General features: G+C 65.6%; 12 protein-coding genes. 7 read left to right on the top strand and 5 right to left on the bottom strand.

Going from position 1 to position 13946, the window contains the following annotated elements:
- Positions 1–18: 18 nt before the first annotated feature.
- Entirely contained in the window at positions 19–711 is a 693-nt protein-coding gene (locus DC363_RS00820) for a peptidylprolyl isomerase (protein ID WP_108639229.1), read from the bottom strand.
- The gene (locus DC363_RS00815; protein WP_108639228.1) at positions 704–1210 is read right to left on the bottom strand and encodes a peptidylprolyl isomerase; all 507 of its coding nucleotides are present in this window, start codon (positions 1208–1210) and stop codon (positions 704–706) included. The genes DC363_RS00820 and DC363_RS00815 overlap by 8 nt, the downstream gene beginning before the upstream one ends.
- Positions 1211–1333: 123 nt before the next feature.
- Here DC363_RS00815 and DC363_RS00810 point away from each other — a divergent pair, with 123 nt between their 5' ends.
- The 7 genes from DC363_RS00810 (at position 1334) to DC363_RS00780 (ending at position 8678) form a co-directional block, all read left to right on the top strand.
- The gene (locus tag DC363_RS00810) at positions 1334–2512 is read left to right on the top strand and encodes a phosphoglycerate kinase (protein ID WP_108639227.1); all 1179 of its coding nucleotides are present in this window, start codon (positions 1334–1336) and stop codon (positions 2510–2512) included.
- A 116-nt stretch (positions 2513–2628) separates the two neighbouring features.
- The gene (locus DC363_RS00805; RefSeq protein ID WP_108639226.1) at positions 2629–3516 is read left to right on the top strand and encodes a fructose bisphosphate aldolase; all 888 of its coding nucleotides are present in this window, start codon (positions 2629–2631) and stop codon (positions 3514–3516) included.
- Positions 3517–3655: 139 nt separating this feature from the next.
- Entirely contained in the window at positions 3656–3955 is a 300-nt protein-coding gene (locus tag DC363_RS00800; protein ID WP_196778359.1) for an FtsB family cell division protein, read from the top strand.
- 183 nt (positions 3956–4138) lie between these two features.
- Positions 4139–5155, top strand: coding sequence for a pyruvate dehydrogenase (acetyl-transferring) E1 component subunit alpha (pdhA, locus tag DC363_RS00795; protein WP_108639225.1), 1017 nt, complete (start codon positions 4139–4141; stop codon positions 5153–5155).
- 71 nt (positions 5156–5226) lie between these two features.
- Positions 5227–5907 carry a hypothetical protein gene (locus DC363_RS00790; RefSeq protein ID WP_146180722.1) on the top strand — a complete coding sequence of 227 codons (681 nt, stop codon included), beginning with the start codon at positions 5227–5229 and terminating at the stop codon, positions 5905–5907.
- Positions 5908–5942: 35 nt separating this feature from the next.
- On the top strand, positions 5943–7322 hold the full coding sequence (locus DC363_RS00785; protein ID WP_108639223.1) for a pyruvate dehydrogenase complex E1 component subunit beta: 1380 nt from the start codon (positions 5943–5945) through the stop codon (positions 7320–7322).
- Positions 7323–7334: 12 nt separating this feature from the next.
- Complete coding sequence (locus DC363_RS00780; protein WP_108639222.1) at positions 7335–8678, top strand: pyruvate dehydrogenase complex dihydrolipoamide acetyltransferase; 1344 nt, start codon at positions 7335–7337, stop codon at positions 8676–8678.
- 151 nt (positions 8679–8829) lie between these two features.
- On the opposite strand, the gene cysE is transcribed toward DC363_RS00780, so the two are convergent.
- The 3 genes from cysE to DC363_RS00765 form a co-directional block, all read right to left on the bottom strand.
- Positions 8830–9639: a serine O-acetyltransferase gene (cysE, locus tag DC363_RS00775; protein WP_108639221.1), complete on the bottom strand. Its 810-nt coding sequence runs from the start codon at positions 9637–9639 to the stop codon at positions 8830–8832.
- Between the two features lie 76 nt (positions 9640–9715).
- The gene (locus DC363_RS00770) at positions 9716–10012 is read right to left on the bottom strand and encodes a DUF7742 family protein (RefSeq protein ID WP_108639220.1); all 297 of its coding nucleotides are present in this window, start codon (positions 10010–10012) and stop codon (positions 9716–9718) included.
- Positions 10012–13932, bottom strand: a complete 3921-nt coding sequence (locus DC363_RS00765; protein WP_108639219.1) for a baseplate multidomain protein megatron — start codon at positions 13930–13932, stop codon at positions 10012–10014. Before DC363_RS00765 ends, DC363_RS00770 begins: the two co-directional genes overlap by 1 nt.
- Positions 13933–13946 lie beyond the last annotated feature (14 nt).

Below are 13946 nucleotides of genomic sequence, written 5' to 3'. Positions count from 1 at the left end.
GGTCATGTGATGGGCGCGTTACTCGAGCACGCGCACCGTGGTCATCACGTCGGCCTCGCCCACGACCGCGCCGTTCGGGCCGGTGCCGCGCTTGATCTCGTCGATCACGTCCATGCCCTCGGTCACTTCGCCGACGATGGTGTAATCCCCGTCCAGAAACGGGCCATCCTCGAACATGATGAAGAACTGGCTGTTGGCGCTGTCGGGGTTTTCCGCGCGGGCCATGCCGACCATGCCGCGGGTGAAGGACAGCTCATCGCTGACCTCAAGCGGGATGTCGTCCAGCTCCGAGCCGCCCGTGCCCGCGCGGCGCATGTCGAAATTCTCCGCCGTGCTGTCGCCGAACTCCACGTCGCCCGTCTGGGCCATGAAGCCGTCGATCACGCGGTGAAAGACCACCCCGTCATAGGCGCCCTGCTGGGCCAGCGCCTTGAGCTGTGCGGCGTGTTGCGGGGCCACATCCTCGAACAGGTCGATCACCACGGTGCCATTGGCCGAGCCTTCGATGGTGATCGCCAGTTTGTCGCCCTCAACCGGGACCGAGACCACATCGGTGGTGCCCGCCACGGGTGTCGTCGGCGCGGCCTCCTCGACGATCTCGGGGTCCGCCGAGGCACCCTCTTGCGCGGTGGCGGCAGTGGGCGCGCCCAGCGAGGCCGACAGGATCAGCGCAACGACCAGCGCGCCGGTGCCATCCAACAGCTTACGCATCGGCGGCCACCTTGACCGAGATCATCCGGTCGGGGTTGGCGGGCGGCTCACCCCGGGCGATGGCGTCGACGAACTGCATGCCTTCGACGACCTGCCCGTAAACGGTGTATTGCCCGTTCAGGAAATCGTTGTCCTTGAAGTTGATGAAGAACTGGCTGTTGGCGGAATTAGGATTGGCCGACCGGGCCGCCCCGAGCGAGCCGCGCGCATGGGGCACCTTGGAGAATTCCGCAGGCAGGTCCGGCAGGTCCGACCCGCCCGTGCCAGCGCGGCCGGGGTTATAGTCCTTTTCCATGTTGGCATGGGCCACGTCGCCGGTCTGCGCCATGAAGCCGTCGATCACCCGGTGAAAGGCCACATTGTCATAAGCGCCGGCGCGGGCCAGCTCTTTCATGCGCTCCACGTGCTTGGGGGCCACGTCGGGCAGAAGCTCGATCACCACGGTGCCGTCCTTCAGCTCCATCAGGATTGTGTTCTCGGGGTCTTTGTATCCGGCCATTGCGGGCGTCCTTTGTGTTGTGCGTTGCGGCGGAACCTAGTGCGCGCGGCCGGGAATTCCAAGACGCGGTTGACCCGTGGGGGCGGATTGTCGATTAAAGCGCCAGTCAAGCAGGAGGCGACGATGGGCTGGAATACACTCGACGACATGGATCTTTCGGGCAAGGTGGTGCTGACGCGGGTGGACATCAACGTCCCCGTGGAGGACGGCAAGGTCACCGATGCGACGCGGATCGAGCGGATCAAGCCGACGATCACCGACATCCTTTCCAAGGGGGGCAAACCCGTGCTGCTCGCCCACTTCGGCCGCCCCAAGGGCCAGCCCGTCCCCGAAATGTCTTTGCGCGTCACCGTGCCGACGCTGGAACAGGTGCTGGGCCGCGAAGTGACCTTCATGGAACGCCCCGACCGCGCCGCCATCGACGCCGCCCCGGACGACGCCGTGATCCTTGTTGAAAACACGCGCTTTTCCCCGATGGAGGAAGCGAACGACCCGAAAATGGCGCAGTTTCTGGCTAGCCTCGGGGATGTGTTCTGCAACGATGCCTTCTCGGCCGCGCACCGCGCCCATGCCTCGACGACCGGTGTGGCGGAATTGCTGCCCAACTGTGCGGGCCGGCTGATGGCAGAGGAACTGGGCGCGCTGGAAAAGGCGCTCGGCTCACCCGACCGCCCCGTCGTGGCGGTCGTGGGCGGGGCCAAGGTCTCGACCAAGCTGGACCTGCTGGGCAACCTGATCGACAAGGTCGATGTGATCGTGATCGGCGGCGGGATGGCGAACACCTTCCTCGCCGCGCAGGGCATCGACGTGGGCAAATCGCTCTGCGAGCACGATCTCGCCGACACCGCGCGCGAGATTGCCGCCAAGGCCGCCGACAAGGGCTGCGAAATCCTGCTGCCGCGCGACGTGGTCGTGGCGAAAGAGTTCAAGGCCGGTGCCGAGGCGCAGACCGTCATGGCCGGGGACGTGCCCTCGGACGCGATGATCCTTGACGCGGGCCCCGACAGCGTCGCGCACATCGGGCAGGTCTTCGAGCGCGCGAAAACCGTGATCTGGAACGGCCCGCTGGGTGCTTTCGAGATCGAGCCCTTCCACAAGGCCACCTTCGCCGCCGCGAAAACCGCAGCCGAGATGACCCAAGCCGGCGATCTGATCACCGTGGCGGGGGGTGGGGACACCGTTGCGGCGCTCAATCAGGCGGGCGTGGCCGGAGATTTCACCTATATCTCCAGCGCGGGCGGCGCGTTTCTGGAATGGATGGAGGGCAAGACGCTCCCCGGGGTCGCGGCCTTGGGCGGCTGACCTGCGCCGCGGACGGGGCGACCTTGCGCATTCGTCGCGCCTGTTAGCGTAACCAGAATTGTCGGCCCCGCCCGCCTCCCGTATGACGCTGGAAACACAACTGAAAGGACGCCCCGATGACCTCCGCCATGACAGACCAGATCCGCAACGGCCAAGGCTTCATCGCAGCGCTCGACCAGTCGGGCGGCTCCACGCCCAAGGCGCTCAAGGCTTACGGCGTGTCCGAGGATGCCTATGCCAACGACGACCAGATGTTCGACCTGATCCACGAGATGCGCGCCCGCATCGTCAACGCGCCGGATTTCAACGGCGACAAGGTGATCGGCGCGATCCTGTTCGAGATGACGATGGACCGCGAGATCGGCGGCAAACCCTCGGCCAAGGCGCTCTGGGAAGACAACGGCGTGGTCCCCTTCCTCAAGATCGACAAGGGCCTTGAGGAGGAAAAGGACGGCGTGCAGATGATGAAGCCGATCCCGAACCTTGATCACCTGCTTGAGCGGGCGGCCAAGGGCGGCATCTTCGGCACCAAGGAACGCTCGGTCATCCATGCGGCCAACGAAGACGGGATCAACGCCATCGTGGCCCAGCAGTTCGCGCTTGGGGCGCAGGTCTATGGCCACGGCCTGATGCCGATCCTCGAGCCCGAGGTGAACATCAAGGCCACCGACAAGGCGCAGATCGAAGAGATGGTCACCCAGACCATCCTGCGCCATCTGGACGCCCTGCCCGAGGGCCAGCAGGTCATGCTGAAGCTGACCCTGCCGGAAACCCCCGGCCAGTATCAGCCCTTTGTGGATCATCCCAACTGCCTCAAGGTGGTGGCGCTGTCGGGGGGCTATGACCGGGACGAGGCGAACGCCCGTCTGGCACAGAACCCCGGCGTGATTGCCAGCTTCAGCCGGGCGTTGACCGAAGGGCTTTCGGCGCACCAGTCCGACGCGGAGTTCAACGCCACACTGGGCCGCGCGATCGCGAGCATTCACGCAGCCTCGGTCGCCTGAGCCAAACGGTCCGGCAAAACCTGCATCTGCCACCGGCAAAGGGTCGCGCCCCTACATAAAGGGGATTCCCAAGGCGAATCATTTGTGCGATTCTGCCCGCAAGCGGCCCCCAGAGGCCGCAAACATGAGGCAGACCCAGATGACCCGAGTGAACCGCGCCCCGATGGGGGTTCTTCTCTATTTCGCAGGCACCCTGATGCTGGGGCTCTACTTCACCTTCGCCGCGGTGCAGGGCGATTACGGCGTGTTCAAACGCGCCGAGATCGACGCCGAGGCTCGCGCGCTCACCGAAGAGCTGGCGCTGGTGCAGGCCGACGTGGCGCGGCTGGAAAACCTCACCCGCCGGCTCAGCGACACCTACCTTGATCTGGACCTGCTCGACGAACGCGCCCGCGACGTGCTGGGCATGGTCCGCGCCGACGAAATCGTGATCCGCTAACCGCGCACCCGCGCCGCCTGTCCCGTCCGGCCCTTCCCCTCGCGCCAGCGCCGTCAGGCGCGAATTGCCCTGCTGGGCAAGGAAAATTACCGCACGTCAGATTGTGTGTCGATTTTTCCTGTCAATCGCTGTAGAAGATAGTTTAATGTTAAACTACTTTTCCGCAGCCCCGAGGGAGGACCCATGGCCGCCAAGAAATCGCAAAAGAAATCAAACGTTTCTGCCGAAGAGCTCCTTGAATATTATCGGGACATGCTTCTCATCCGTCGATTCGAGGAAAAGGCCGGCCAGCTTTACGGCATGGGCCTGATCGGCGGGTTCTGTCACCTCTACATCGGTCAGGAAGCCGTCGTCGTCGGGCTCGAGGCCGCCGCGAAAGAGGGGGACAAGCGCATCACCTCCTATCGCGACCACGGCCACATGCTGGCCTGCGGCATGGACCCCAAGGGGGTGATGGCCGAACTCACCGGACGTGAGGGCGGCTACTCCAAGGGCAAGGGCGGCTCGATGCACATGTTCTCGTCCGAGAAGCATTTCTACGGCGGCCACGGCATCGTCGGCGCGCAGGTGCCGCTGGGGGCGGGCCTTGCCTTCTCGGACAAATATAAAGGCAACGACAACGTCACCTTCACCTATTTCGGCGACGGCGCGGCCAATCAGGGCCAGATCTACGAAACCTTTAACATGGCGGCGCTCTGGGATCTTCCGGTGATCTTCGTGATCGAGAACAACCAATACGCCATGGGCACCAGCCAGAAGCGGTCCACCTCCACCCCCGACCTCTACACCCGCGGCGAAGCCTTCGGCATCCCCGGCGAGATTGTCGACGGCATGAACGTGCTGGCGGTCAAGGAAGCCTCGGAAAAAGCCGTCGCCCACTGCCGCGCGGGCAAGGGCCCCTACGTGCTTGAGGTCAAAACCTACCGCTACCGCGGCCACTCCATGTCGGACCCCGCCAAATACCGCACCCGTGACGAGGTGCAGAAGATGCGCGACGAACGCGACCCCATCGAACAGGTCCGCGACCTGCTGCTCACCGGCAAACACGCGAGCGAAGATGACCTCAAGGCCATCGACAAGGACATCAAGGCCGTCGTCAACGAAAGCGCCGAATTCGCCAAGGAAAGCCCCGAGCCGGACCTCAGCGAACTCTGGACAGACATCTACGCCGACGATCTTCCGCAGGCCAGCGCAAGCTAGAGATGACGCATGTGCTCGCACAGTCCCGGGGCTTTGCCTTCATCCACAATCCCAAAGCGGGAGGATCGTCTGTGCGCAAGCAACTGATGCGTTATGATGAGACGGGTGGCAAATATAAGGCGAGGACGCATGTTTTGCCGGGGTATGGCACTGTTGATATGGGCCATGTCACGCTACCTGTCATGGCGCGGTTTTTCTCCGAGGATCTTGCGATTGTGCAAAAGGTCAAAGCCTTCGGACTGGTCAGGGATCCGGTGCAACGGTTCGGCTCTGCTTTGGCCGAACACACGCGCCGGTTTCGCGATCGCGCTTTAGACAGCTACAGCGATACCGAACGCAAAGGCCTGATTGACGAAGTGCTGCGCGCTATCGAGGCGCGGCCGGAATGTGCGCCTGCGGAGTATTGCCATTTCTCGAAGCAGAAGGCGTTTTTCTACGTAGATGATCAACAGATCGTGGCAGATATCTTCCGGTTGGAAGATTACACCGCAGCTTTGCAGCACATAGAGCAGGTGACTGGTAAACGTCTGTCATCCCGTCGCCGCAATCAATCTACAAGCGGGGGACGGTCTTCCCGCCGCGGGCTGCGCCGGTTGCTTAATCTGGCGAAGCCGGAACAGAAGGTTTCGGATTGGCGCGTGCTGCCGGAGCTGACAGAGGGCCCCGTGCGGCGCTTTGTCGACGATTACTATGCCGATGACCGGCACCTTCACACATCAACCGCAGCGCCAGGTCACGCATCAGCGCCGTAGACACTGCAACACCAGACGACATAAGAGGCACATTTATGGCTACTGAACTACTCATGCCCGCCCTCTCCCCCACTATGGAGGAAGGCACGCTCGCCAAATGGCTTGTCAAAGAAGGCGACGAGGTGAAATCCGGCGATATCATCGCCGAGATCGAGACCGACAAGGCAACGATGGAATTCGAAGCCGTCGATGACGGCGTGATCGGCAAGATCCTTGTCGCCGAAGGCACCGAGGGCGTGAAAGTGAACACCCCCATCGCCATCGTCGGCGAAGAAGGCGAAGACATGGAGGCCGCTGCCTCCTCTACCGCCTCTGCCGAGGCCACCCCCTCCGACGAACCCGCCGCCCCCGCCGTCGCCCGCTCCGACAGCGGCTCGGGCGCCATCGACTTCGCCCCCTCGGACCGCTCGCCGGACTATCCCGAAGGCACCGAGATGAAGACGATGACCGTGCGCGAGGCTTTGAACGAAGCCATGGTCGAAGAGATGGAGCGCGACGACACCGTGTTCCTGATGGGCGAAGAGGTCGCCGAGTATCAGGGTGCCTACAAGATCAGTCAGGGCCTGCTCGACAAGTTCGGCGAAAAACGCGTGATCGACACGCCGATCACCGAACATGGCTTCACTGGCGTTGCGGTCGGCGCGGCCTTCGGCGGCTTGCGGCCGATCGTCGAATTCATGACCTGGAACTTCGCCATGCAGGCCATGGACCAGATCATCAACTCCGCCGCCAAAACGCTCTACATGTCTGGCGGCCAGATGGGCGCGCCCATGGTGTTCCGCGGGGCCAATGGCGCTGCGGCGCGCGTGGCGGCCCAGCACTCGCAGGATTACGCGGCGTGGTATGCCATGGTCCCCGGCCTCAAGGTCGTGATGCCCTACACCGCCGCCGACGCGAAAGGCCTGCTGAAAACCGCGATCCGCGACCCCAACCCGATCATCTTCCTCGAGAACGAGATCCTTTATGGCCGCTCGTTCGAGGTGCCCAAGATCGACGATTTCACCATCCCCTTCGGCAAGGCCCGCGTGGCCGTGGAAGGCACCGACGTGACCATCGTCAGCTTCGGCATCGGCATGCAATACGCCATGGAGGCCGCTGAAAAGCTGGCTCAGGATGGCGTCTCGGCCGAGGTGATCGACCTGCGCACCCTGCGCCCCATCGACTATGGCACCGTTCTGGAAAGTGTAAAGAAAACAAATCGTTGCGTCACGGTTGAGGAAGGCTGGCCCGTGGGCTCCATCGGCAACCACCTCGGTGCCACGATCATGCAGCAGGCCTTCGACTACCTCGACGCGCCGGTGATCAACTGCACCGGCAAGGACGTGCCGATGCCCTATGCCGCGAACCTCGAAAAACACGCCCTGATCACCACTGATGAGGTGATCGAGGCCGTGAACCAAGTCACCTACCGTTAAGGAGAACAGACAATGGCAACCGAAATTCTCATGCCCGCGCTGTCCCCCACGATGGAGGAAGGCACGCTGGCGAAATGGCTGGTGAAAGAGGGCGACACCGTGCAGTCGGGCGACCTTCTGGCCGAGATCGAGACCGACAAGGCGACGATGGAGTTCGAGGCCGTCGAGGAAGGCGTCATCGGCAAGCTGCTGGTGGCCGAGGGCACTGAGGGCGTGAAGGTCAATTCCCCCATCGCCCTCATCGGCGAAGAGGGTGAGGATATGAGCAGCGCCTCCGCCTCCACACCCGCCGACACGTCCTCCGCCGACACCGCGTCCGATGCGCCCCCCGCCGGGGCGAGCGAGAAGACCGCGCCCGCCAAGGGCTACGGCAAGGGCGCGACAGATGCGACCCCCGCCGCCTCTTCGCCCCCCGCCGGCAAGGACGGAGACCGCATCTTCGCCACCCCGCTGGCCCGCCGTATCGCCAAGGACAAAGGCCTCGATCTGGCGCAGATCGAAGGCTCCGGCCCGCGCGGACGGATCATCAAGGTCGATGTTGAAAACGCGACCGCCCAGCCGAAAGCCGCCAAGGCCGAGGCCCCCGCGGCCAAGACCGAAGGCCAAAAACCCGCGATGCCCACGGGCATGGGCGCCGATCAGGTCGCCGCGATGTATCAGGGCCGCGACTACGAAGAGGTCTCGCTTGACGGGATGCGCAAGGTCATCGCCACCCGTCTGGTCGAAGCCAAGCAGACCGTGCCGCATTTCTACCTGCGCCGCGACATCGAACTCGATGCCCTGCTGAAGTTCCGCAGCCAGCTCAACAAAACGCTGGAAGACCGCGGCGTGAAGCTCAGCGTCAACGACTTCATCATCAAGGCCTGCGCGCTCGCTTTGCAAGAGGTGCCGGACGCCAACGCCGTCTGGGCCGGGGACCGCGTGCTGAGGATGAAAGCCTCGGACGTGGCGGTGGCCGTGGCCATCGAAGGTGGGCTCTTCACGCCGGTGCTGCAGGACGCAGAATCCCGATCCCTGTCCTCGCTCAGCACCCAGATGAAAGACCTCGCCGCCCGCGCCCGCGACCGCAAGCTCGCGCCGCATGAATATCAGGGCGGCAGCTTCGCGATCTCCAACCTCGGCATGTTCGGCATCGACAACTTCGACGCGATCATCAACCCGCCCCACGCCGCGATCCTCGCGGTCGGGGCCGGCGCGAAAAAGCCCGTGGTCGGCGAAGACGGAGAGCTCAAGGTCGCAACGGTCATGTCCACCACGCTCTCGGTTGATCACCGGGTGATCGACGGGGCGCTGGGGGCGAACCTGCTCAACGCGATCAAGACGCACCTCGAAAACCCCATGGGCATGCTCGCCTAAGGCAGCACACGCCGAAACACAAGGGCCGCCGGACCCACCCCGGCGGCCTTATTCATTCGCCCCCCGCCTCATCTTTGCTTGAAAAATATCCCGGGGGGAGTCCGCAGGACGGGGGGCTGCCCCCCCTCTTTCGTCCCGCCAAGCCGCACGCCTACCCGTGGGTGCGCAACAACTGATCCATGGTCCGCGACGGCTGCGAACAGCCCGCTTCGCCCACCACCTTCGCCGGCACCCCCGCGACGGTCTTTTTCGCCGCCACATGGTCGAGCACGACCGATCCGGCGGCAATGCGGCTGCATTCGCCCACGCGGATGTTGCCCAGCACTTTGGCCCCGGCCCCGATCAGCACGCCGTCACCGATCTTCGGGTGCCGGTCCTCTTCCTCTTTGCCGGTGCCGCCCAGCGTTACCGAATGCAGCATCGACACGTTGTCGCCGACCACCGCCGTCTCGCCGATGACGATGGAATGGGCGTGGTCGATCATCAGCCCCTTGCCGATGGCGGCCCCGGGGTGAATGTCGACGCCGAAAATCTCCGACACGCGCATCTGCACGTAATAGGCCAGATCGCGGCGGCCCTGTTTCCAAAGATAATTGCCAAGCCGATACGCCTGCACCGCCTGAAATCCCTTGAAGAACAACAACGGTTGCAGAAACCGCAGGCAGGCGGGGTCGCGGTCGAAGATCGCCACGATGTCGGCGCGGGCGGCCTCGGCCAGATCGGGATCGTCGGCATAGGCCGCATCGGCAATCTCGCGCAGCATCTGGTCGGACATCTCGGACGAGGCGAGCTTCATCGAAATCCGGTAGGCCAGCGCGTTTTGCAGCGATTTGTGATGCAGGACCGAGGTGTGCACGAAGCCGCCGATCAACGGCTCATCGGCGATCGCCTCCTCGGCCTCGCGGCAGATGCGCTGCCAGACGGGGTCGATCTGGGCGAGTTTTGGGTTGGTCCGGGCCATGGGCGCACCTCTCTTTCGGGCCCCTCCTACCGCGAAACGGCTGCAAAATCCAAGATGAAACCGGTGGCGCGGGTGATCACAAATCGTCATGCAGGCGCGCCCGCCAAGCGGCGAGCGCGGCCAGAACCTGCGCCAGCGCCGCACAATATTCGGGCGATCCCGGGCGCGCGGCACGGCGCGCGTGCAAACAGGCTTCCGCGTGCAGCGACCCGGTGCCGCCGCCGGGATGGGCGGTGCCGAAGCGCTTGCGCCACAGGTCGGCCACATGGGCCGCTTCGATCATCGCGCGGGCGGCGCGGGGGCGCTCTGCCGGGGGCCGCGCCAGCAGCGCCCGCGCCGCCATGTCCAGATCGCTCCACCCCACTTGACGCATCAGCGGGCCAGCGTGACCGCCCGTGACGGGCCTTCGCCGTACACGTCCGAGATCTGCGCCACGTCGATCCGCGTCACCGCCGTCCCGCCTGCGGTCCCGTCCGCCGCCTGCATCGCCGCGCTGTAGGTCCACTGCGGCTGCGACGTCGTCGCCGCGCGCACCTGCACCCCGTCGCGGAACACCCGCACGGCGTAGCGCTCGTAAGCTTCCGACAGCGGCACGTCCGGCCCGTCCCAGCCGTCGCCATCCAGCCGGGTGCGGCGGGTCCAGCGGATCGCCACGGCGCTGCCCTCGGGCTCGGCGCGCAGATGCGCCACGGAATAGGGGCGCAGGCCCACGCCGGCAAAGGCTTCGGTCCGGTATTGGTAGCTCGGGTCGCTGATCGGCCGCGTGCCGGGGCCATAGCGGTAATGCCGCGTCACCCCGCGGGCCGAGCCGGGCAGGGAAATCTGTTCGGGCACCCCGTCCAGCAGCACAAAGACCGACCCCACAGGCCAGACGTCGGGCATGATCCCGTCACTGCCCGCCTGCCCGCGCAACCGGCGGCGCAGCTCATAGGTCTCCTCTCCCACCAGATCGGCTTGGGCGAACTGGAACACCTCCCAATTGTCGGCAGTGCCATCCCCGATCACCGCCACATTCGCCCCGCCGAGGATCTGCGCGTCGGACACCGATTGCAGCGCACCGCGGATCAGCTGCACCTGCAAGGCCGGCCCGTGATCGTAAAGCCCCGCCCCCGCGCGCGGCAGCTCGGTCTGCGTCAGCCCCATGACCGAGGGCGCGGTCAGCAGGCGGTTCAGCGCGTAATCCGCATCCTGCGCGGCCGAATAAAGCGCCACCGAGCCGGGCCACGGGATGCCGGACGTGGCGACATAGGGGGCGACCGGATCCTCGTCCCCGCGCAGCAGTGGCAGGTCCATGAACATCAGCTCCACCGGCACCGGAGGCACGAAGCCGCGCAGGTTGAAGGTCCGCTCGGTGACGTCCTGCGGCTCGTAGATCGCAGGCTCAATGCGCACCGCTTCCAGCACCTGCCGGTCCGTGCGTTCCACCTGATCGATGCGGAACAGCCCGTCGCCATAGGTGTCTGGCAGATGCACCACGTCGCCCGCGCCGACCTCAAGACGCGACGGCGGCAGGGCGAACCGCGCCGTGTCCCGCGCCACCCGCGCCTCGGCCAGCCAGCGCTCGGCGATGCGCTGCGCCTCGGCGCTGGTCAGCACCAGCGACAACTCGGTGCCCGTGGTGGTCTGGGCGCGGTCGTCGGGGAACACCGCTTCCGAGGCGCGCACCTCGTAGTCGGCGTCGCTTTCGATGAAGGCCACCCGGACCCGTCCCGCGACCTCCGGCTCTTGCGCGCGCACCAGTTCGACCGCACCCTCCGCGTCGTCTTCATAGACGAACTCACCCGGCGTGATTGCCGCATCCAGCCGCGCGTCGCGGGTGCGGAAGATCAACCGCCCCTCGCGCTCGATGGCGTCGAAGCTATAGGCCAGCATCAAGGGCTGCAGCGCGGCACGGGCTGTGCTCACCCGGTCCACGACGTAGCCGCGCACGACGCCGTGCAGGTCCGAGACGTCATAGCGGGTCACCCCCGCCCGTTCGCAGATTTCCGCCACGACCGAGGACAAGGGCCGCGCCGAGGCCCGCCCGTTCAACCAATGCCCGCGTGCATAGTTCACATTGTCCGACCACAGCTCTCCATTACCGGGAAACGCCGGAAAAGGCCGCGCGTCCCACGACCAGACGTGGATGCGCTCGGGGTCGACCATGCGCAGGCCGGTCACCGGCGAGACGGGGTTCAGGTCGGGGTCGTTGTAGTGGCGATAGATCGTCCGCAGAAACTGCATCTGGATGTAGTCATCGCGGATGCCGGTGCTGGCGCGCGGCAGGCCGGATTCCGAGGATTTCAGGTCCACGAAGCGGTTCGGCTCGTTGCTGCCTTTGTCCACGGCGGGGCAGCCGACCTCGGTGAACCAGATGGGCTTGCTGCCCGGCTCCCACGCGGTGGGCAAAGGTGCGCGCTCTCCATTCACGCGGTCATGGTGCGCGCGCAGCCACCAGTTGCGCAGGTCCTTGTAGCGCCAGACCCAAGGCTCCCCCAGCCCGTCGGTGATCGGCGTACGGATTTGCGCCTCGGCGGCCTCGGGCGAATGGTAATACCAGTCGTAACCCTCGCCCCCCTCGACGTTGGCCCCGAGGTAGTCGAGGTTGTAGATCGATCCGTAAGACGCATCGAGGTGATCCTCCCCCTCGCGCCAGTCGGACAGGGGCATGTAGTTGTCGATGCCGATGAAGTCGATGTCGTCAGAGGCCCAGAGCGGGTCGAGGTGGTAGAACTTGTCGCCGCCCCCGGGCTGGTAGCCGTGATATTCCGACCAGTCGGCGGCATAGCCGATCTTGACGTCCGGCCCCAGCACGGCGCGCACATCGGCGGCCAGATCGACCATCGCCTGCACCGCCGGAAAGCCGTTCGCCCCCCGGATCTGGGTGAGCGACCGCATCTCGGAGCCGATGCAGAAGCCATCAACCGCGCCCGCCGCCGCGCAGAGATGCGCGTAATGCAGGATGAACCGGCGGTAGGACCATTCGTCCGGCCCCGAATAGGTCACCCGGTCGCCGTCAATTGCGAAATCCGACACCTGCGCCGTGCCGAAAAACGCGGCCACTTCCGCATCGGCGGCGGCGGTCTGGTCCGGCGTGCCCGCCTGCCCCGGTGCCAGCGAGGTCGTGATGCGACCGCGCCATGGCAGCCGCGGCTGGCCCGGCTCTCCGGTCCAGGGGTTGGGCAGGGAGTTGCCCGCGAGCTGCTCCATCAGGATGAACGGATAGAACACCGCTCGCTTGCCCCGCGCCGCCATATCGCGCAGCGCCTCGATGACCGAGGCATCGGCAGGCGTTCCGCCATAGATCGGCCGGCCCGCCTCGAACGGGACCACCCCGGCGGCCCCGCGCGGGACGCCCGCGACCCGCCACGGCATCTTGCTCGCGTCGGTCGTCGTCTGCTCGACCTTGGGCTTGATCCGGCACTCGGCGCAGCGCAGATCGTCGCCGAACCACGACACAACCATGGTCACCGAATTGGCCTTGGGCAGTTCCGCGTCCAGCGCCTCCATCGACACGAGGTAATCGGTCTTGCCCGCCGGCGTGTTGACGTTGACCACTTCGCGCCGGCCAAAGCCCTTTTTCAGCGTCGTGGTGGTGGTGGCGAGCGCATATTCCCCGGTGCCGGGCACCAGTGCCACGCCGGTAACCAGATCGTGCAGATCGTCGTGCACCGGGTCAGCGCCCATCTCATCGGGGCCCGGCCGCATCACCTCGAACGAGAATTGCGGCACCCGGTTGCCGTAGGGTTCAAGGTCGAGGTCTTCCATCACCACATAGGCCGTGCCGCGATAGGCGGGCACCTGCCCCGCGCCTTCGACCGCCTCCATCTTGGGGTCGGGTATCTGGTCGCGCCCGCCGGTATAGACGCGCAGGTTCAGGTCGTCCGGCGCGATCTCCACCCCGTCGGCCCAGATGCGCCCGACCCGGGAAATCTCGCCTTCGCACAGTGCAATGGCCAGCGAGACGGAATAGCTGTAGCGCGTGACCTTTGGCTTGGGCGGGCCGCCCTTGCCACCGCCGGTGGTGGTCTTGGATTCCTGAAACTGGGTGGCCCAGATCACCTGCCCCGCGATGCGCATGCGGCCGTAAAGCTGCGGGATCGCCGCGCCCTCGCTGGCGCCGGTCAGCCGGAACCGGTCGATGCGGCCCGTCTCGACCGCGTCGGCCCCGCCCCCCAGCAGCCGCTGGTCGATGGCGCTGCCGATGGCGGCGCCCGCCGCGCGGCCGATCGCCGCCATGCCGATCCCCAGAACCGTGCCGCCAATGGAGCCGCCCAGCGCCATGCCTGCTGCCGAAAGAACAATCGTCGCCATAAGTCAGACCCTCA

This window comes from Thalassorhabdomicrobium marinisediminis (genome assembly GCF_003072065.1).
In the GTDB taxonomy this organism is placed as follows: Bacteria; Pseudomonadota; Alphaproteobacteria; order Rhodobacterales; family Rhodobacteraceae; genus Octadecabacter; species Octadecabacter marinisediminis.
The sequence above is the reverse complement of the archived record's forward strand: the minus strand, read 5'-3'. Positions and strand labels throughout refer to the sequence as shown.

Excerpts from the sequence above, each read along its gene's own strand:
- cysE (WP_108639221.1), bottom strand. The coding sequence starts at position 9,639 with ATGGCCCGGACCAACCCAAAACTCGCCCAGATCGACCCCGTCTGGCAG.
- DC363_RS00765 (WP_108639219.1), bottom strand. The coding sequence starts at position 13,932 with ATGGCGACGATTGTTCTTTCGGCAGCAGGCATGGCGCTGGGCGGCTCC.
- DC363_RS00820 (WP_108639229.1), bottom strand. The coding sequence starts at position 711 with ATGCGTAAGCTGTTGGATGGCACCGGCGCGCTGGTCGTTGCGCTGATC.
- DC363_RS00800 (WP_196778359.1), top strand. The coding sequence starts at position 3,656 with ATGACCCGAGTGAACCGCGCCCCGATGGGGGTTCTTCTCTATTTCGCA.
- DC363_RS00805 (WP_108639226.1), top strand. The coding sequence starts at position 2,629 with ATGACCTCCGCCATGACAGACCAGATCCGCAACGGCCAAGGCTTCATC.
- DC363_RS00770 (WP_108639220.1), bottom strand. The coding sequence starts at position 10,012 with ATGCGTCAAGTGGGGTGGAGCGATCTGGACATGGCGGCGCGGGCGCTG.
- pdhA (WP_108639225.1), top strand. The coding sequence starts at position 4,139 with ATGGCCGCCAAGAAATCGCAAAAGAAATCAAACGTTTCTGCCGAAGAG.
- DC363_RS00810 (WP_108639227.1), top strand. The coding sequence starts at position 1,334 with ATGGGCTGGAATACACTCGACGACATGGATCTTTCGGGCAAGGTGGTG.
- DC363_RS00780 (WP_108639222.1), top strand. The coding sequence starts at position 7,335 with ATGGCAACCGAAATTCTCATGCCCGCGCTGTCCCCCACGATGGAGGAA.
- DC363_RS00785 (WP_108639223.1), top strand. The coding sequence starts at position 5,943 with ATGGCTACTGAACTACTCATGCCCGCCCTCTCCCCCACTATGGAGGAA.
- DC363_RS00815 (WP_108639228.1), bottom strand. The coding sequence starts at position 1,210 with ATGGCCGGATACAAAGACCCCGAGAACACAATCCTGATGGAGCTGAAG.